The organism is Virgibacillus profundi, assembly GCF_002287375.1.
GTDB lineage: Bacteria > Bacillota > Bacilli > Bacillales > Amphibacillaceae > Virgibacillus_K > Virgibacillus_K profundi.
On the sequence record NZ_NPOA01000017.1, the window covers coordinates 1 to 17,818 of the forward strand.

Consider the following 17,818-nt stretch of genomic DNA (forward strand, 5'->3'; position numbering starts at 1 on the left):
CGCCGCTCGTTCCACAAGTTCACACCCCGAAGGGTGATCCCTTGCTTCCCGCGCTCGACTTGCATGTATTAGGCACGCCGCCAGCGTTCGTCCTGAGCCAAGATCAAACTCTCCAAAAAAGTTTGAATAGAAATAATCGACACCAATCGATTCTATCAATTGTCTTAGCTTTTCAGAAGTGTTACCTTCTGATTTTAGTTTAAGAAAAACAGTCATGTTTCTCTTGACATACTGGTTGTTTTGTTCAGTTTTCAAAGATCAATTTTTCTTTTGTCGTTTTTTGCGACGAAATACAATTTATCATGTTTCCAAATAATTGTCAATAGGTTTACTGATTTTTTCTTTCAAGCGGAAACTTGTTTCGCCAAATGACAACAGAAATTAATATAGCATAATTACAAAATAAGATCAATAGAAAATATGAAAAAAGATAAATCTGAAATCTTCACAGTTCATTATTATTTATTATGATTCACTTAAATCATAATGGGTTACCAAGTCTTTATTCATTGAAGATACACGGCGGGGATATGAATAGTGGTTGCTAAAAAACAAGGTGACCTTCAGCACTCTCAGATGAAGGTCACTTTATACTAATATTGATTTTCACTTCGTTTAGGCATGTATTTAATGCATTCTTTTTCGCTCGCTACCCGACGGAATAATTGAAATAAAATCTGATACCTTTCCTTCATTGCCCGTTTCACCATATGATCTATTCTATGATCCTCCAGGTCCATGAGTAATTCTTCTAATTCTCTTTTTAACAGATATTCAATTTCCTTTTCTTCTATATCATTAATTAATAAACCTAACATCACTTTCACCTCAACTTCTTCAACTAAACCATTACGATCTTCTTGGTTAATTCTTTTTTAATAGGGACTAACAATAATTTGGCTCTAAATAATCAAGACACATCCGCTCCAGTGCTAAAGCCAAGCGCAACCTCTTTACCTATGTAATCTAAAACAGCATCAACTCCGGTATTTAAGAAGGGCTTAACTAATGACGGGCGTTAGCCAACGTTGACATATCCCCTGGAGTGAATATCTAAAAGATTCAAAGGAAGTTCGGCAAAAACCGCCAAATCATGTGACAACACCGAGCCACCCCTCCTTGAAAAAGAAAAACACTTTTTCTAACGAATATGTTAACTCAGAGAAGGTTTCCTTATCCTGTGGAGCCACTCCAATCTTTCGTTAATGGTGGATATATCACATTATTCGCTAATACTTACGAATTTTGTCGGTTGCTGACGATAAATGTATGGATTAAAACAGAATATCACCAAATTTTCTTCATCACAGTTACTATTCCCAAATTCATAAGATTATCATCCATTTTTCGCTATATTTTTTTAAAATCTATATTCGCATGATTTTCTTAAAGTTAATCCTTCAATACATATCAAATAATTTAATATTCCTTTCCCAGTTTAATTTTAATTAAACGAATCGGACAACCTGTTCTTAAATTACGATAATTTTCATAGGCTAATTAAAAAGAGGGACATGTACATGGAGGGAGAAATTTATGCAGCATTTTTATGTTTGGCGATTTAATAAATGGAAACGCTGGCTCGTTGTTGTACTGTTTGCATTGTTTACTGCAGTTTTTGTTTGGTTCGAACAGGATGGATCGTTTTCGGCTTTATCTAAAGAAGAATCTGTAGCTTTGACGAAGGGTAACGCTAACGAACCAAATATCGCCTTAACCTTCAATATAAGCTGGGGTGAAGAAAAGGTATTTGATATTTTAAAACAGCTGGAGCAAAGTGAAGTACAAGCAACCTTTTTTGTCAGTGGAGAATGGGCAGAACGTCATCCAGCCATTTTGGAAAAAATATCGGAGGGGAAACACGAGCTTGGTATGTTGGGTTACCGGTATAAAAGCTATCTTGATCAGGAAATAGAACAAGTTAGAAAGGATCTGTTACACGCACGTGAGGTGTTTCAGAAATTGGGATATGAAGATGTAAACTTATTACGTACTCCAAGTGGTCATTTCAATAAAGAAATTATCGAGTTGGCCGAGGAATTGAATTTCACTGTTATTCACTGGAATGTTAATCCAAATGATTGGAAGAATCCAGGGACTGATGCGATTGTCGATACGGTTATGAAACAAACAGAAAATGGGGATGTTCTATTACTTCATGCCTCTGATTCTGCAAAACAAACAGCAGCTTCATTAAAGAAAATTTTACCCGGATTGAATAATAAAGGTTTTCAATATGTGACGATAACAGAATTAATCAACCAGGCACACGCTGATTCGGAGTTAGTTGAATAAAAATAAAGCCCTGAATTCATCAGGGCTTTATTTTATTTCTTTTTGGTACCTGCGTTTTTAGCAGGTTTATTTTTTGCAGAATTACTTGTTTCCTGCTCTTTACCGCTTTTATTAATTCGGTGTAATGCAAGCAGCTGATAGGTGTTACATGCAAGTAAAGTAATGATCATTAGCCATGCATAATCTGTTCCTTCTGTTCGTAAACCTGGAACCCATTCAATTGTTGTTATGACAACCATTAAAAATAATGCAGGGACAAAAGCGTGTTTTTGGGTTTCTTTTGCTTTTATTTTAGCAATGATCCAACCATACACAAGAATTGCTGCAGACATCAGGATATACCAAAAGATGGATACTTCCCCTTTAGTCGCCTGGTATGGAAAATATATTAAATCGAATAAGACAAAGGCGATTAGCAAAACCTGTACGAGTGGCCAGTAGGACTTGAAAAAGCCTAAACCAAATCGATTTATAAATAAATAAGCAAAGAATCCAGTTTGACTGACAACGGCAAAGACTAAACCTAATCCAATAAAAAATACAACTAATCCAAGTAGTTCCATAAAGTCAATTGGACTTAAAATATTGCTATAATCTTCTGCTTTTACAAAAAAGCTTGTAATTAATCCTGCTAATCCTCCAATAAACAATGTTTTAAAAAAGAAACCTACCAATTTACGACTATTCAATCCAATTTCCTCCTACAATATATGTACAAAAATAATTACTTCAGTGCCTTACCTCTTTCATTGGTATTTTATCATGAAGACATTCATTTTTCCTTAACGAAGTGAATATTTTTCAAATTTGTCACCCATATTAAGAATGTACAAGAGGAGGTTTTTCTAATGATCCGTACATTTTTTATCCTATTTATTGGATTATCCATCTTTTTTATTAGTGCATGTAATGGGGGAGAGACCTCTGGTAAAGAAGGTGAATATGATACAACAAAGAAAATGGTTGTTGATATACTACAGACAGAAGACGGAAAAAAAGCACTGCAGGAAATAATGTCTGATGAGAAAATGAAGCAGGAGCTTGTCATCCAATCCGATGTTGTGAAGCAAGCAATAAATGAAACACTCGTATCTGAAAAAGGATCCCAAATGTGGAGCACTCTATTTAAGGATCCTAAATTTGTTGAAGGCTATGCAAAATCCATGGAAAAAGAACAAAAGAAGTTAATGAAGAATTTAATGAGTGATGCAGAGTATCAAAAACAAATGCTTGAGCTACTGCAAAACCCTGAAATAACCGATCAAATATTAAGTGTTTTAAAAGGACAGCAGTTCCGATCACATCTGGAGGAGACAATCCAGCAAACACTGGAAACACCATTATTCCAAGCCAAAATTCAGGAAATACTGTTAAAAGCTGCTGAAGAAAAAGGAAAGCAAGAAGGCGGCAGTGGATCACAGGGCGGCGGGGAAAGTGGTGGTGGCGGAAACGATGAAGGCAGTGGGGGATCCGGTGGCGGTGGTGAAAGTGGAGGAGGCGGCGGTGGAGGTTCGTAATCCATTATTGTGTAGCAATTACCAGCCGGTGTATTTGGGATTTACCAACTCGGACCCAAGGAACTAAAGCTCCCTGGTTTGGACTTAACGACTCCACGTTTCGTTCGGACAATATAAAAAGGGCGCGCCCAGACGCGCCGCCCTTCCCTTTATTCTTCCATTTTAGCAATAACTTTGGCTGCAATTTTGTGAAATTCTTTTCCGATTGGATGATCTTCCTGGTAAATAGATGGCGCAAAAACATCCTCTTCTTCATATGGCTGCTGTAGTGGTAAGTTGCCCAGTACTTTTGTTTTTAGTACTTCTGCAAGCTTTTGGCCACCACCTTGTCCGAAAACATATTCTTTTTCTCCGGTTGCTTTACTTTCAAAATAAGCCATGTTTTCGATTACACCCAATATCTCATGGTTTGTTTTCAATGCCATTTGACCTGCACGTGCCGCTACAAATGCCGCTGTTGGATGTGGTGTTGTTACAATAATTTCTTTCGATGTTGGCAGTAGCTCATGAACATCCATTGCGATATCTCCAGTTCCTGGTGGCAGGTCAAGCAATAGATAGTCCAGATCTCCCCATTCCACCTCTGAGAAGAAACTATTGATCATTTTTCCAAGCATCGGCCCACGCCAAATAATTGGTGAATTATCTTCAACAAAGAAGCCCATGGATATAACTTTTACCCCAAAACGTTCAACTGGAATAATTTTTTCTCCACGAACGGCAGGGCGATTTTCTACCCCCATCATGTCAGGAACACTGAAGCCGTATATATCAGCATCAATGATACCAACCTTTTTACCAAGTCGCATAAGTGAAATAGCCAGGTTTACTGTAACCGTTGATTTCCCTACCCCGCCCTTACCACTGGCTACTGTAACGAAATGTGGATTGGAGCCTCCACCCATTAACGTTTTTTCCTGTTCCTGTTCTACAGCCGGCTGGAACTTTTGAATTACTTCTGCTGGCAGCTCTTCAAATCGCAAACCGACAGTTGTAGCACCATTTTTCTTCAGGATGCCGACTATTTCCTGCTGTAATTGCATTTGCTCACCAGTATTCGTTTTCCCGATACCTATTTTTACACTGACGTGATTTTTCTCTTCCTTGATTGTGATACTTTTTATAGAATCAAGTTCTTCAAAAGTTTTATGTAAAAACGGATCCATAACCGGATTTAGAAGTTGTACTATTTCGTCTTTTGATAACATAAATCCCACCATCCCTTTTTTAGTAAACTTGGCATTCGCCATTCCTTTAGGCGAATTGCCTTAGTTGCACTTATGCAGAAAGAAATATGGATATACTTTCTTTACTGCCCAGCAAAATAATTACGCCATTTAAGCGTGTCCATTGCTAGTATAACATAAATCACTCAAAATCTAAGTGATATGAATCATGGGATTCTATACTGCTATTTGGTCACTATTCTCGCAGGCTACGGTTACTTTTCCTCCTGCTCTTCCACATCCGTTGTCGCATATCTGAGAATTCCTTCATAAATGCTTGCCGCCATTTTTTGTTGATAATCATCCTGTTTCAGCAATTCCCTCTCCTGTTCATTGGATAAAAAGCCAATTTCGACAAGTGCCCCCGGAACTTCTGCATGTTTCAGCAAATAAATGCCATTGATCGCCAATGGAGAACGCGTTGTATTTTCCAGGTTGCGAATGATTTCCGATTGGATCATTTTTGCCAAATGCTTGCTTTCATCAAATTCAGGATAATAAAATGTCTGCGCACCACTCCATCTGGTTGATGGCAGGGCATTTAAATGAATCGTCACAAAAAAATCCGGGTTTTTATCATGAATAAATGCCAAGCGGTTACGAATATCTTCAGCTTTTCTTCTCGAAAGTCCTTTTGTATCATCCTGCGCTAAATCTTTATCTTCCTCTCTGGTTAGATAAACAAGTGCTCCATTTTGTTGCAGGTAATTTTGCAGTTTTTTTGCCACTGCCAAGGAAATCTCTTTCTCCACTGTTTTATCCTTACCAACTGCACCACCATCTGGCCCGCCATGTCCTGGATCAATTACAATCGTCTTCCCGGAAAGTGGCAGTGACCACGAGTCTCCCCATGTTTCTTCACTTTGCTGAATTGGAAATTGAATAAGAAACGCCAGTAAAAGAACACCAATCCCCCAGATCGCAAATTTATTAACACGCTCCATTATACTCGCCCCTTACGTTTTCTCATTTCTTATTTTATGGGACGAGTCCTCGATTTATGACAATACATAGTTACTTTTAACACAAGCAATACTAAGTATATGAACGTTTACTTATTTTGGAGTAGTGGTATTATTAAAGGAAAGAATTATTTGAAAGGGGATGTATGAGATGGATTGGTTAGGAATTGGAGTTTTAGTAATAGGCGTTGCACTTCTTGTACTTGTCATTTTGTTGATAAAACCACTTAATAAGCTGGCAGGTGTATTTGCCAACCTACAAAAAACAACGGATGAATTGCCACAAACGGTAGTAGATGTTACATCACAGGCAAAGGAAGCAATTGGCGCCGGTACAGATACGTTAAAACAGATTAATACACAGTTGAAAGAATTGAGTCCATTATTTTATATCGTAGGAGATGTTGGCAGAGCGACGAATCAAATGTCATCCTCCATGGTCGATGCAGTTACAAAAATGGAATCAAAAACAACAGCTGCAAATGATTTAACCCATCGCAAAAATCTGGAAGGTCTTTATGGTGCATTAACATTGGGTTTCTTTATTTTCCAGAAGAGCAGAGAACTTGCAAAAGAACGTAATGTTATCGATGTGAACTAGGATGGGTAAGAGCTTGTGAGTTCAAGCTCCTATCCTTTTTTTTGGCTTTTTCTGTAAGGCACTCCTTGTAAGTCTTATTGCTCTTTAACCATTAAAGTGCGACGTTCAGACGTCGAGAAATGCCCTATGTGACCGTTTGAACCTGTTCCGGCTTTGCTTGGGCACATAGAAGCGTTTTATGCGACCCTTTTAACCTGTTTGGGATTCGTTTGGGCATATAGAAGTGCTCTATGTGACCGTTCGCACCTGTTAGGGCTTCGCTTGGGCTTATATAGAAGTGCTCTATGTGACCGTTCGCACCTGTTAGGGCTTCGCTTGGGCTTATATAGAAGCGCCCTATGAGAACGTTTGAACTTGTTCCGGCTTCGTTTCCACCACGCACAAAGCATCCCACAAAAAAACACACAATAATTTCCACCTAAGAAAATTCGTGTGTATTTTATTGAATGCTACAATATTCGCGGAAATATTATTCCGTTACTTTCTTTTGAACTTCCTTCTTAATCCCGTCAATTTGGCTGGCCCTTTTCTGACCATCTTCAAACACTTTTCGCTCATAGCCTTTTATTTTTTCTATCAATGTATTGTTTTCTTCTAATTTCTGTCGTTTGTGATTGGATCTTCTAATTACCCATCCCAGCGTAACGCCGCTTATAGCACCTGCAATTAATGGGATACTGCTTCGTTTATTCTTGTTGTCCATTCGTGGACGCTCCTTCTGCGTTTTCCTGTTTCATTTGTCTGCGTTTTTTCATCATATAGTAACCAAGTGCAAAGGATCCGTACAAACCACCAAGATTATTCTCTTTTGTGATTTCGTTGGTGTCAGTAGTTTTCTTTTTTAGTGTCTCTGTTACATCAACAAGTGATGAAGAAAATCTTCTCGTTACATTTCCAACATCTCCTACAATATAAAACAATGGGCTTAATTGCTTTAATTTATCGTTGACATCTGCAATCGTATGATTACTTTCACCAATAAGATCGCCCGTTTCTTTTAATACATCATCCAATTGCTTTGGCAGTCTGTCCACTGTTTTTTCAATACCTTTAAGTACACCTGCCAGGTTATTTAAGGTATGGGCAATAAATATTGCTAACACAAGAAATGCTACACCGATTATGATGACACCTATTCCAGCCAAATCCATATATATCCCTCTCTTTCCCTAAGATTGTTTAAATGGTACGATATTTGTATTTTCATCTTGAAGCATCACTTCATTTTTTTCTGTCGGTTTTTGTTTTTTCCATTTGGAATATAAAAGAAATGCCGCTTCACTCCATTTAATTCCTTCAATAACCGGTTTCATTTTTGAGTCAAATTCTTCATCGGAAAGCTTTTTAGAATTGCGATCGTATACCTGATTGACTGCGTTTACGGAAACACCAACATTTTCCATTGTGTCAAAGAGGCTGTCTGTCGCTTTTAACTTATCTGACATATCATCCACAATATTTTCTGTTTCCTGAACTGTTTTTCTTAGTTCGGGGGTAATATGCTGAAGTTCTGTTTCTACCTCTCCTAAGGTTTTTCCAAGGGTTCTCATTGTATCAGATATTCTTTTCAAAACGAGTGCTGCGTAAATAACGATAATTACGAATGCGATTGCCAGTAATAAACAAGTCAAATATATTATTCCCATTAATAACCCTCCCTATAAAAGCATTATACCACTAGTACTCGCAAATAAAACTTATGTATTTTATTAGATTAAACCCTCACTATGAGGGGTATATAGAATAAAGATCTACTAACTTGATTGGAGGAACTTATATGTCGAAACTTACAAACTTAGCAAAAGATTTCATGGCAAAATTCAAAGAGGATAATGTTCCTTTATTAGCAGCTGCTCAAGCCTACTATTATCTTCTATCCGTTGTACCACTTCTAATTGTATGTTTCGCCCTTATCCCTTATTTTAATATAAATCCAGCTGATGCTGTTGAATTTATGGAAAATATTCTACCAGGTGAAATAGCTTCTATTTTTGAAGAAAATATTGTGAGCCTTGTCCAAACACCACAGGGTGGTCTTTTGGCCATTGGGATTATTGGTGCATTATGGTCTGCTTCAGCAGGGATTAATGCCTTTATAAAATCGACAAATGAAGCATATGACGTTGAAGAGACACGCTCATTCATCATCGTTCGCCTGATAGCGCTAGGATTAACGCTTGGGATGATTATTGCATTGGTTGTTGCTATCCTATTACCAGTATTCGGTAATGTCATCCTCGGTTTTCTGGAGTCATTATTAGGACTCTCCGGTGTGATGAGTATTTTATTTCAAGTACTGCGCTGGGCGATCAGTATTATTGTCCTGACAGCACTTCTTATGATATTATACCGGTTTGCTCCGAATAAAAAGCTGCCATTTAAACATATTATCCCTGGAGCACTTGTTGCAAGTATTCTATGGCAGTTAATTTCCCTAGGCTTCTCATTTTATGTAAGCAATTTTGGCAGCTACTCAGCAACCTATGGAAGTCTTGGCGGGATTATCATTTTAATGATTTGGTTTTTCCTGACAGGCTTGATTTTAATGATCGGCGCCATAACGAATGTGTTATACCACCGAAATCAGAACAAGCATTATTCAAAAGAGAATAAAGCGTCAAATTTATAATGCGAAATCGTTATGAGATATGATGGTTCTGAATTCCAAATTGAGAGAGAAATCGGCGAACTGCCGATTTCCTTTTTTATCTTGATAGTAAACCTATGACAAAACTTTTGCCCCAATTTGGCGCATCTGCTATAACGACATCATTCCATGTATTCTGATTTAACTTAAGTGGTGTAATAAACGTTGCTCCATGTCTAAATTGCCCTGTCCTGCCTTCAGCTACCCAGTCTCCAGTGTTTACACCTTTTGTAATTTCCTGCATTCTATCCATATAAATACCTGTTTCAATAGATTGCTTCATTAGTTTACCTTCATTTGTCATTTTCCATACAGAATTTGCGAACACAGTATCTTCAAAAAGGACGGTGGCACCAAGGGATTCTTTCTTAGTTATCGCCAAATTAGCATGGTAGCCAGGTAATAGCTCATTAAGTTCTGCATCTTCATTAAATGTTACATTAAAAGGGTAGACACTTTCCCCTTCTACCTGGATTGCTTTAGGTGATTCATCTACTTCATTAATTACACCTTCCACAAGTGCTTCTTTTTCCGTAACCTGTACAGCAACAGCCATCCCTTGTTCAATAGTGGTGCGTTCTTGCTCTGTCAGTTCACCCTCTGCATGCAACTGTGCACTTTCAATTGTAATAATTGGGTCACTTAATGATGTCGAAACTGTTTTAATTGTGCCTTCATAGGGACTCTCTACAGTAATTGTATTTCCGGTTGTCCGAAGCTCATCCAATTGAGCTTGAATGCTATCCAATTGTGCATTTTTCTGATCCAGTTCTTTTTCCTTCTCAATAAGATACTGTTCTTTCATCATTTCCGCTTCAACAGGTTCTTTTTGATTTTCAATAATTATATTGCCTTCTGACAAATCCCCTTCCAAAGGGATAGAGTTTGAAGAATTGGAAGGTGGAATCCGGTAGCTGTTCATTTGCGTGATCGCTGATTGAATAGCTGTTATATCACCATTTATTTGTTCCGTTTCCTGCATCAGCATGGATTCTGTTTCGTAATAATTAGTCACGGTATAGGAATAGAGTGGGTCACCCGGATTAATTTGATTTCCCTCTTTAACGAAAAACTCCTGAAAGCTGCCTAATGTTTTATCAAAATAGACCTGGTTTTCCTGCATAAAGGCAATCACTCCAGGCTTAACGAGTTTATCGGCCACATCTGCTTCAAATGCCTGAGCCCAATCCTTTATATACGATTTTCTATCAATTTTATTTTCATCATCAAGAAATACCAATAAAATGTTAACACCAATAAATAATACGATTGCCGTCAAAATAATTCTTCTTCGCATCATCCAAACCACCCACTTACTATATACGTATCAACATATGCCAATAGCGCAGTCACACACCAGAATAAAATATGCAAACCGATAACATTAATCCAAATCCAATGCTTTTTAAGCTCGGTGAATTGAAGCAAGTATTTCACTTGAAACCAAATGATCCATAACTGAAAAAGTGAAATTGCTCCAAAAAAGTAAATAGCCCAGGGTACCTCTGTAATATAGGATGCTATTATTCCAAAAGATAGTGGGGAAACAAACCAGTCCAGCCCATTTAACGTGACGAGCGGAATCCAGATGATTCGTTCAATAAGCATAACTAAAAGAACGACTTGCTGCATGATGAGCAATTTTCGAAAAGGTGCCCCTGTTAATAAATAGAATAGTAGTGTTGGCAAAAATAAAATCAATGCAGCAAACAAAACAGCATATGCCATTCGACCAATAATAAACCAAAATTTACTTTGCTCATACGCTACAGGAGTTAACTGTACTGCCGTTGTTGAAATAATGTCTGATCCTATTCCCAGAAAAGCCATCCAAGCATAGATTATGATACTTAACAGGAAAAGCAATGAACTTACTTTCCATAGATTATGTATTTTCTCTGCTTTACGGATGCGAAATAAGTGATCATCTAAGGAAAAAAGAATTCTAAATACATTCACGTAATATGTCATAGTTTATTTACATCCCTTTTCAATTCATACATACTAAAATGTTAGGTAGAAGATGTTCTATAGGAGCAGTAACAATCCTTCCTTAGAACGCTCTTATATCCTATTAATTCTAACGCAAATTTCGATAAAATTCTATCTTTTTATGAATATTAGTCATTTATATCCATCTAGGTAATAAATTAGAAAAAATCACCGAAGTATGTTTGTTGATTTGGAATGAGATTTTCAAGCTGTTCGACAGTATTCTCTTTTCCCTGCAATAGACCAAGCTGATAATAATCCATTGGACGTTTAAACCCTAGAAGCATACCTGTAAGTATCTGCACTGAACACTGAATTCCGTTATGGTCCCCATGCGATTGAAGGAAGGTTACATTATTTTTTCCATCCTCTATACTCAGTTGATAGGTACCATTATTTTCTGGTAAAAAGTCATCCTTAATTGTAATCGGTATTCTTCCATTGTTGTTAAATGGGTATTCTTTTAAAAATGCCATTATATCAACAATACGTGCCATGAAATAAGGTATTTGTTTTTGTTCAAACCTCGGTTCATCCAACAAAAGAGAAAGGTTGTCATTTTCAGGAACGACAAGCTCCACGTTTTCCACCATTGAATCATGATTGGCAATGAACTCCAGTAGCAGCTTCCTTCCGTTTAAATTCTTGAATACCATTTCTTCCACGTTAAACACTTTTTCTTTAACGTTAAAAATTAAATAGCCCTGTGGTTGTCCTTTTGCATTATAGGCGACAGCGATTTGATATTTATCTGTTAATACACGCTGTTTCCACCATTTTTCATCACGAACGAGCATACCGTTAAATTTCTTTGTATATTCTGTATATAGGCCATGAAGGAGCGGAATATCAGGTTGTATGCGTCTTACATAACCTTCCCAGTCCCATTTCCTTTTCAGTCTTTCCAGAGGAATACTATATTCTTTTTGAGAAAAAGTATACTCCCAGCCATATTTACGATAAAAACCAAATGAAAAAGGATGAAGGTATGACAGAGTTTGTCCGTTTTCCTTCATGTGTTGCAATGCAAATTTCAGCAAATGCTTCACCATTCCCTGTCTGCGATATTCAGGCCATGTTGCCACAGAACTTATACCACCCATTTTAAATTCCTTGCCATTTATATAGGTGGATAATGGAATAAGATGCAGCTTTGCAGCCAGATTATCCTCTTCCATCCAGCCCCAGATTTTGTGCCTCTTTACTTCTTCCTGTTTTTTACGCAATTTTTCCTCAGATAATTCATATTGAAATGCAAATTGAGAAAGGGAAAAAATCGCATCATGATCTGCTTCTGAAAGTGTTTTGATGTTTTTCAATATGGGTGCCTCCTATGTATTTTCAATAATTATATGATAATGGAAAGAAAGCAATGTGGAAAGGCTAACGAGTAAAAAGCCCTCCTTCCAATAAAGGAAAAAGAGCTTTAGAATGTAATAAATGTATTTGCTATTTTCTATCCCAAAAACGTTGCTTAGCTATTGCAGAAACAAAATCTTTCCCGAAGTCCGGATTATTTGCAGCAAAAACAACACCGGCTAAGTTATTATTCGGTGACTTTTTAATATAAGACTGCCCGGTTGAAGCAATACCAATTGGTTTATAGTGTTTATATGCTTCGTTTAGGAAATTCATAATACTTTGGTGGAATTTCGCTTCGTTTTCAGTACTTCCTCCAACGATATAAATTGAATCATACAGGACCGGATACGTTGAAACAAAAATCTTGTCAACCTCGATTTTTGTACCATCTTCCCCTACGACAGTACCTAACTTTTCACTTACAATTTCTATAAAAACACCATATTGTTGCAAGACTTTCAACGCATTTGTTACCTCTTCACCGTTAAAACCATTACCGATTAAAACAGCGACTTTTTGCGAATATGCATAATGTGGTGTGTTGGTTAAGCTTAGGGCTGGTGAGCTTTTTGTTACCGGAACATTGGATCCGGTTGGTGGATTGACACCAATACTACCCGCAATAATTGTTGCCATCTCTTTATCAACATTAGCAAACATCTCGACAACTTGCTGACGGACAGATTTGCTTTTTACATAGCCAAGGTGAAAGTTAAATGTTTCCACAATCTGCTGTTTCTCGACAGGTGACATACTATTCCAGAAAAGTCTTGGCTGCGAGAAGTGATCAAAAAAAGATTCGCCTGGGCGTTCTCTCGTCTTATGTCCCTCTACTTTTTCAGGGTAATGCGCATATCCACCCTCTTCAGGGGGAGTCTCTGCAGGTGTATTATTAGCTAACGAATTTTTATGATAGTTTACTGAATCAACATCTATCCTATGTCTCACATCGCTTTGCCGTTGGTTCGTGTTCGTTTCTACGATAGGCTGGTTGACCGGTATATTATTAATATTACCCGTGCCAAGTCGGTGATAATCCGTATCCCGATAAGCAAAAGATCTGCCCTGCAGGACAGGATCATCTGTGAAGTCAATTCCTGGAACAACTGTTGCCGGATCAAATGAGGATTGCTCTTCTTCTGCAAAAAAATTATCAACCAGTCGATTCAATGTCAATTTACCGATGATTTCAACAGGAACTACTTCTTCCGGCCACAATGTTGTATCATCCAGAATGTCAAAGTCATACTTGAATTCATCTTCTTCAGCGATCAGCTGCACACCAAGTTCATATTCTGGATATGCCCCTTTTTTAATGGAATCATGTAAATCCCGTCGATGGAAGTCGGGGTCAACCCCTCCAATAATATTCGCTTCATCAAGCAATAATGAATGGACGCCAAGCATAGGCTTCCATACAAATCTGACAAAAGTTGATTTACCCTGTTCGTTAATAAACCGAAATGTATTAACAGGCCAGGCTTCCATCATTCTCCAGCTTTTCGGGCGACCCCGACTGGACATTAGCCACATAATGAAATGAGCAATTTCCTGATTATTGGCGATATAATCCCAGGCATTATCATGTGCAACTGTGGCTTGCGGAACGTCGGTTATCGGATTTGGTTTTACCGCATGCACAAAATCAGCAAACTTCATGGCATCTGCAACAGCAAAGACAGCGAATGACAGTGCCAGCATATCGTAGTTCCCTTCTTGTGTGTAAAACTTGGTTGCAAAACCGCGTATGTCGATTGCAGTATCCTTGGAACCCCTGCTGCCAATAAAGTTGGAAAACCGAACAAACACAGGTGTTTTGCAGCCAGGTTCCTGCAGAAAACCAGCTCTTGTGACATGTTTCATTGATTTATATAATTCAAATTCCCCATATGCCCCGTCACCTCTAGCATGAACCACCTTTTCCGGTATCCGTTCCCTGTTAAAATGTGACTGTTTTTTATAAAAGTGAAAGTCCTGGAATAACGCAGGTCCACGCTTTCCTGCTCTTAAAGACCACCTGTCATTCGAAATCTTTAACCCGGCATCACTGGTAAGTTTCTTCCCTGGACCGGTATTTTTTTCACGGTATTGTTCAAGTTGTTCATCTTTTGGATCTTTGTCATCGGGTTTATTATTTCTTTTTTCATCCATACCATCACTGTCCTATCATTAATTTTTTCAACCCATTGGTATTCATATGCTTTATTTTTGAGTTTAGAACAGTTTTGTGATGTGTAGGAGTACATGGTTATTTGAATAAAAATAGGATGTTAAAACAAAAACAGCCCTTTCCCACGAATCGTGAGAAAGTGGGCAGTAGGGTCTGACCTTAAATTACATTGCTGTATATCATAAAAAAGGACTCTTCCCACATAATTGAAAAGAGTCTGGAAACGACTGTATATTAACATTTTATAAGAAAAAAATGGCTTCCATCTTTGCTTTACTACAATAGAAATTCATATTGCCACTTAGTACGGGATTTTTCAGTAAAGGGTATCGAAATGGAAACTCCGCAAGTGATGCCACACGTTCTACGATCTCATCATACAGTTTGGTACTTTCAAAGTATGATTGCTCATTTATATAGTCGATAATCTCGTGCAAATCCTGTTTCGCAGTAGGGAAGATGAGTACCTTATATTTTGTCACGAATCTTTAACCTCATATTCTGAGCCACTTCCAGGAAGTCTTCACCAGAAGCACCGTTTTCAATTTCTGCCTCTGCTTCAGATAACTTACTGTATAACTCGATTAGAGCTTGCTGGCGCTCATACTCCTCGATACTCATCACAACCATGTCCCCCGTACCATTCTTAGTAATAAATACAGGCTTTCGTTCGCTTCGACAGAACTCTGAAATCTCATTGGCGTTATTACGCAAATCTGAGATAGGACGAATTGTAGGCATACATACTTCACCCCTTTTCAATGTGTTATTTTAGTTAATTATAGCATAATTATGAGTAAATTATTCACCATATTATGAGTAAATATATATACGCCTTTCCATAAACAAAAACAGGCTATCTCACCTATGATGAGATAGCCTGTAAACGTTGATATATCATTGTTTTTATTAAGATTAACGTTTTGAGAACTGTGGTGCACGACGAGCGCCTTTAAGACCGTATTTCTTACGTTCGGTCATACGAGGGTCACGAGTTAGATATCCTTCGCGTTTTAGAGGAGCACGGTATTCCGGATCTGCTTCTAAAAGTGCACGAGCGACACCATGACGGATAGCACCAGCTTGACCGGTGAATCCTCCACCATGAACGTTTACTAAAACATCATAAGTTCCTTGAGTTTCAGTAGCAATAAGTGGTTGATTTAAAATTAAAAGTTGTGTTTCATATGGGAAATATGATTTTGCTTCACGACCATTGATCGTTACATTTCCTGTACCTGGTACTAAACGTACACGTGCTGTTGATCTTTTACGACGACCTGTTCCGTAGTATTGTACTTGTGCCAATTTGTTTTACCTCCTTTAATTATCCACGAAGCTCGTAAACTTCTGGTTTTTGTGCTTGATGATTGTGTTCAGAACCTCTGAATACATGCAATTTCTTACCCATTTTACGGCCTAATGGACCTTTAGGAAGCATACCTCTAACAGCAAGTTCCAACATTTGCTCAGGGTATTTTGTACGCATTTCATCTGCATTACGTTCTTTTAATCCACCTGGGTGGTTTGAATGACGGTAGTACATTTTGTCATTGATTTTATTTCCTGTAAGTTCTATATTTTCAGCGTTAATGATGATTACATTATCACCTGTATCAGCGTGTGGTGTGTAAGTTGGTTTATGCTTTCCACGAAGGATGGCAGCAACCTCACTCGCTAAGCGACCTAATCGCTTACCTTCAGCATCCACAACAAGCCATTTGCGTTCAATATTATTTTCATTTGCCATGAAAGTTGTGCGCATGATAATTTCCCTCCATATTTCATTCATTCGTTTTTCAATTCGATATTTCTATATTCAACATAATTAGATTCCGGGGCTAATCATGGTTTTTAAGAAATAAAATGCCATAGATCATAATATACCAAATCAGTGGAAAAAGTCAAGGGGTAAAGCGTGTTTTTGTTGAAATTCCTGTTTTCTAATAGCTTTGGACAACAGTTACTCGTCCAAAAAAGCTGTTTTTGTCAAAAAGATATAAATTGCGACGTTCAGGGGTAGAGAAGCGCTCTATGCGACCGTTCGCACCGGTTTGAGCTGCGTTTGGGAACATAGAAGTGCTCTATGTGACCGTTTGACTTTGTTTCGGCTTCGTTTGGCTTATAGAAGCATTCTATGCGACCGTTTTGGTCTTCATTTGACTTGTAGAGAAGTATTTCTCTATTGGACAGTTTACATCAGATTTTTTTATCCCCTAAAATCCACACGCTGCATATCCGGATCTATATCTTGTGATGCACTTTCTATCCACGGTACATAATTGCCTTTATTCGTCTTCTTTATACTTCACACGCCACAAATATAATCCCTGGGGTGGAATGGTTTCACCAACAAGCTGGCGATCCCGTTTTTCCAGTAATGCTGTAATATCAGCAGACTTTCGACGCCCCTGCCCAACATCCAGTAATACGCCAACTATAATTCTCACCATATTATATAAAAAGCCGCTTCCCCGGAAAATAAACTCTATTTCTGACCCGCGCTTCTCACATGTTACTTGATAGAGTGTTCTTTCCTTGCTTCCTTTTGTTGTAGCTTTGGCAGAGGAAAATGTCGTAAAGTCATGTGTTCCCTCCAGATAGCTGCATGCTTTCCGAATCTCTTCCATATTCAAATCATAGCGGAAATTATACGCATAATTTCGTTTGAAAACGTCCGGTTCCTTTTCATTCCAGACATAATAACGATATTCCTTTTCCACAACATCATAACGCGCATGAAAAGAGGCAGGCATAAAGGCAATTTCCTGTACAAATAAATCATCAGGCAGGAGTGTATTCAAGGCTTGCTTCCAATTAGCCTTAGGGATGTCGTATGGCGTTTCAAAGTGAATGGTCTGCCCCTTGGCATGGACGCCTGTGTCTGTGCGCCCTGAGGCCTGTATTCGCACATGAGCGCCTTTGTGGATTTTTGTTAATGCTTTTTCTAATTCTCCTTGCACAGTACGCTTCTTTGGCTGGATTTGGAAGCCGGAAAAACCGGACCCGTCATAACTAATAATGCATTTAATCTTTTCCATGCTTC

The 17,818-nt window shown here is 38.1% G+C and carries 20 protein-coding genes and 1 rRNA gene; 4 read left to right on the forward strand and 17 right to left on the reverse strand.

The annotated features are described in order from the left end of the window. A 16S ribosomal RNA gene (locus CIL05_RS19445) occupies positions 1 to 119 on the reverse strand; the annotation flags it as partial. Positions 120 to 593: 474 nt separating this feature from the next. After that, positions 594 to 818 (reverse strand): hypothetical protein, encoded by a 225-nt coding sequence (locus CIL05_RS19450; protein WP_095657202.1) that lies wholly within the window; start codon positions 816 to 818, stop codon positions 594 to 596. A 718-nt stretch (positions 819 to 1,536) separates the two neighbouring features. Between CIL05_RS19450 and pdaB the strand changes: the two genes are divergently transcribed. Further along, positions 1,537 to 2,295: a polysaccharide deacetylase family sporulation protein PdaB gene (gene pdaB / locus CIL05_RS19455; protein WP_095657203.1), complete on the forward strand. Its 759-nt coding sequence runs from the start codon at positions 1,537 to 1,539 to the stop codon at positions 2,293 to 2,295. Positions 2,296 to 2,327: 32 nt separating this feature from the next. On the opposite strand, the gene CIL05_RS19460 is transcribed toward pdaB, so the two are convergent. Continuing rightward, positions 2,328 to 2,984: a KinB-signaling pathway activation protein gene (locus CIL05_RS19460; protein ID WP_095657204.1), complete on the reverse strand. Its 657-nt coding sequence runs from the start codon at positions 2,982 to 2,984 to the stop codon at positions 2,328 to 2,330. Between the two features lie 159 nt (positions 2,985 to 3,143). On the opposite strand from CIL05_RS19460, the gene gerD reads away from it, so the two are divergent. Next, on the forward strand, positions 3,144 to 3,812 hold the full coding sequence (gene gerD, locus CIL05_RS22360) for a spore germination lipoprotein GerD (RefSeq protein WP_095657205.1): 669 nt from the start codon (positions 3,144 to 3,146) through the stop codon (positions 3,810 to 3,812). Between the two features lie 149 nt (positions 3,813 to 3,961). Here the strand turns inward: gerD and salA are convergent, their stop codons facing one another. Both salA and cwlD read right to left on the reverse strand, forming a co-directional pair. Continuing rightward, the gene (gene salA, locus CIL05_RS19470) at positions 3,962 to 5,020 is read right to left on the reverse strand and encodes an iron-sulfur carrier protein/transcriptional regulator SalA (RefSeq protein ID WP_095657206.1); all 1,059 of its coding nucleotides are present in this window, start codon (positions 5,018 to 5,020) and stop codon (positions 3,962 to 3,964) included. 233 nt (positions 5,021 to 5,253) lie between these two features. Further along, positions 5,254 to 5,982 carry an N-acetylmuramoyl-L-alanine amidase CwlD gene (gene cwlD, locus CIL05_RS19475; RefSeq protein WP_095657207.1) on the reverse strand — a complete coding sequence of 243 codons (729 nt, stop codon included), beginning with the start codon at positions 5,980 to 5,982 and terminating at the stop codon, positions 5,254 to 5,256. Positions 5,983 to 6,151: 169 nt separating this feature from the next. Here cwlD and CIL05_RS19480 point away from each other — a divergent pair, with 169 nt between their 5' ends. Continuing rightward, positions 6,152 to 6,601: a DUF948 domain-containing protein gene (locus CIL05_RS19480; RefSeq protein WP_095657208.1), complete on the forward strand. Its 450-nt coding sequence runs from the start codon at positions 6,152 to 6,154 to the stop codon at positions 6,599 to 6,601. A 469-nt stretch (positions 6,602 to 7,070) separates the two neighbouring features. On the opposite strand, the gene CIL05_RS19490 is transcribed toward CIL05_RS19480, so the two are convergent. From CIL05_RS19490 to CIL05_RS19500, 3 genes are read right to left on the reverse strand one after another with little or no spacing between them, the layout of a single operon-like run. Continuing rightward, a complete protein-coding gene (locus tag CIL05_RS19490; protein ID WP_095657210.1) occupies positions 7,071 to 7,304 on the reverse strand; it encodes a hypothetical protein in 234 nt (77 codons plus the stop codon). Continuing rightward, on the reverse strand, positions 7,288 to 7,752 hold the full coding sequence (locus CIL05_RS19495) for a DUF948 domain-containing protein (protein ID WP_095657211.1): 465 nt from the start codon (positions 7,750 to 7,752) through the stop codon (positions 7,288 to 7,290). Before CIL05_RS19495 ends, CIL05_RS19490 begins: the two co-directional genes overlap by 17 nt. A gap of 18 nt (positions 7,753 to 7,770) precedes the next feature. Further along, positions 7,771 to 8,247, reverse strand: a complete 477-nt coding sequence (locus CIL05_RS19500) for a DUF948 domain-containing protein (RefSeq protein WP_095657212.1) — start codon at positions 8,245 to 8,247, stop codon at positions 7,771 to 7,773. Between the two features lie 131 nt (positions 8,248 to 8,378). Here CIL05_RS19500 and CIL05_RS19505 point away from each other — a divergent pair, with 131 nt between their 5' ends. Then, positions 8,379 to 9,230: a YihY/virulence factor BrkB family protein gene (locus CIL05_RS19505; protein ID WP_095657213.1), complete on the forward strand. Its 852-nt coding sequence runs from the start codon at positions 8,379 to 8,381 to the stop codon at positions 9,228 to 9,230. Positions 9,231 to 9,306: 76 nt separating this feature from the next. Here the strand turns inward: CIL05_RS19505 and CIL05_RS19510 are convergent, their stop codons facing one another. The 9 genes from CIL05_RS19510 to truA all read right to left on the reverse strand — a co-directional run bounded on the left by CIL05_RS19510 (position 9,307) and on the right by truA (position 17,813). Continuing rightward, the gene (locus tag CIL05_RS19510; RefSeq protein ID WP_095657214.1) at positions 9,307 to 10,548 is read right to left on the reverse strand and encodes an efflux RND transporter periplasmic adaptor subunit; all 1,242 of its coding nucleotides are present in this window, start codon (positions 10,546 to 10,548) and stop codon (positions 9,307 to 9,309) included. Next, the gene (locus CIL05_RS19515; protein WP_095657215.1) at positions 10,545 to 11,219 is read right to left on the reverse strand and encodes a hypothetical protein; all 675 of its coding nucleotides are present in this window, start codon (positions 11,217 to 11,219) and stop codon (positions 10,545 to 10,547) included. The genes CIL05_RS19510 and CIL05_RS19515 overlap by 4 nt, the downstream gene beginning before the upstream one ends. Positions 11,220 to 11,398: 179 nt before the next feature. Next, a complete protein-coding gene (locus tag CIL05_RS19520; RefSeq protein ID WP_095657216.1) occupies positions 11,399 to 12,559 on the reverse strand; it encodes a GNAT family N-acetyltransferase in 1,161 nt (386 codons plus the stop codon). Between the two features lie 130 nt (positions 12,560 to 12,689). Further along, positions 12,690 to 14,753, reverse strand: a complete 2,064-nt coding sequence (locus CIL05_RS19525) for a catalase (protein ID WP_095657217.1) — start codon at positions 14,751 to 14,753, stop codon at positions 12,690 to 12,692. 261 nt (positions 14,754 to 15,014) lie between these two features. Next, positions 15,015 to 15,254, reverse strand: a complete 240-nt coding sequence (locus tag CIL05_RS19530; RefSeq protein WP_095657218.1) for a type II toxin-antitoxin system RelE/ParE family toxin — start codon at positions 15,252 to 15,254, stop codon at positions 15,015 to 15,017. Then, positions 15,241 to 15,513, reverse strand: a complete 273-nt coding sequence (locus tag CIL05_RS19535; protein ID WP_095657219.1) for a type II toxin-antitoxin system Phd/YefM family antitoxin — start codon at positions 15,511 to 15,513, stop codon at positions 15,241 to 15,243. Before CIL05_RS19535 ends, CIL05_RS19530 begins: the two co-directional genes overlap by 14 nt. Before the next feature lie 174 nt (positions 15,514 to 15,687). After that, positions 15,688 to 16,080 carry a 30S ribosomal protein S9 gene (rpsI, locus tag CIL05_RS19540; RefSeq protein ID WP_095657220.1) on the reverse strand — a complete coding sequence of 131 codons (393 nt, stop codon included), beginning with the start codon at positions 16,078 to 16,080 and terminating at the stop codon, positions 15,688 to 15,690. A gap of 19 nt (positions 16,081 to 16,099) precedes the next feature. Next, the gene (gene rplM, locus CIL05_RS19545) at positions 16,100 to 16,537 is read right to left on the reverse strand and encodes a 50S ribosomal protein L13 (RefSeq protein ID WP_095657221.1); all 438 of its coding nucleotides are present in this window, start codon (positions 16,535 to 16,537) and stop codon (positions 16,100 to 16,102) included. Positions 16,538 to 17,060: 523 nt separating this feature from the next. Further along, on the reverse strand, positions 17,061 to 17,813 hold the full coding sequence (gene truA / locus CIL05_RS19550; protein WP_095657222.1) for a tRNA pseudouridine(38-40) synthase TruA: 753 nt from the start codon (positions 17,811 to 17,813) through the stop codon (positions 17,061 to 17,063). Positions 17,814 to 17,818: the final 5 nt, after the last annotated feature.

Coding starts and splice junctions, on each gene's coding strand:
- pdaB (WP_095657203.1), top strand. CDS start 1,537: ATGCAGCATTTTTATGTTTGGCGATTTAATAAATGGAAACGCTGGCTC.
- rplM (WP_095657221.1), bottom strand. CDS start 16,537: ATGCGCACAACTTTCATGGCAAATGAAAATAATATTGAACGCAAATGG.
- CIL05_RS19495 (WP_095657211.1), bottom strand. CDS start 7,752: ATGGATTTGGCTGGAATAGGTGTCATCATAATCGGTGTAGCATTTCTT.
- CIL05_RS19505 (WP_095657213.1), top strand. CDS start 8,379: ATGTCGAAACTTACAAACTTAGCAAAAGATTTCATGGCAAAATTCAAA.
- salA (WP_095657206.1), bottom strand. CDS start 5,020: ATGTTATCAAAAGACGAAATAGTACAACTTCTAAATCCGGTTATGGAT.
- CIL05_RS19450 (WP_095657202.1), bottom strand. CDS start 818: ATGTTAGGTTTATTAATTAATGATATAGAAGAAAAGGAAATTGAATAT.
- CIL05_RS19480 (WP_095657208.1), top strand. CDS start 6,152: ATGGATTGGTTAGGAATTGGAGTTTTAGTAATAGGCGTTGCACTTCTT.
- CIL05_RS19535 (WP_095657219.1), bottom strand. CDS start 15,513: ATGCCTACAATTCGTCCTATCTCAGATTTGCGTAATAACGCCAATGAG.
- CIL05_RS19525 (WP_095657217.1), bottom strand. CDS start 14,753: ATGGATGAAAAAAGAAATAATAAACCCGATGACAAAGATCCAAAAGAT.
- CIL05_RS19510 (WP_095657214.1), bottom strand. CDS start 10,548: ATGATGCGAAGAAGAATTATTTTGACGGCAATCGTATTATTTATTGGT.
- gerD (WP_095657205.1), top strand. CDS start 3,144: ATGATCCGTACATTTTTTATCCTATTTATTGGATTATCCATCTTTTTT.
- CIL05_RS19490 (WP_095657210.1), bottom strand. CDS start 7,304: ATGGACAACAAGAATAAACGAAGCAGTATCCCATTAATTGCAGGTGCT.
- CIL05_RS19500 (WP_095657212.1), bottom strand. CDS start 8,247: ATGGGAATAATATATTTGACTTGTTTATTACTGGCAATCGCATTCGTA.
- CIL05_RS19515 (WP_095657215.1), bottom strand. CDS start 11,219: ATGACATATTACGTGAATGTATTTAGAATTCTTTTTTCCTTAGATGAT.
- truA (WP_095657222.1), bottom strand. CDS start 17,813: ATGGAAAAGATTAAATGCATTATTAGTTATGACGGGTCCGGTTTTTCC.
- cwlD (WP_095657207.1), bottom strand. CDS start 5,982: ATGGAGCGTGTTAATAAATTTGCGATCTGGGGGATTGGTGTTCTTTTA.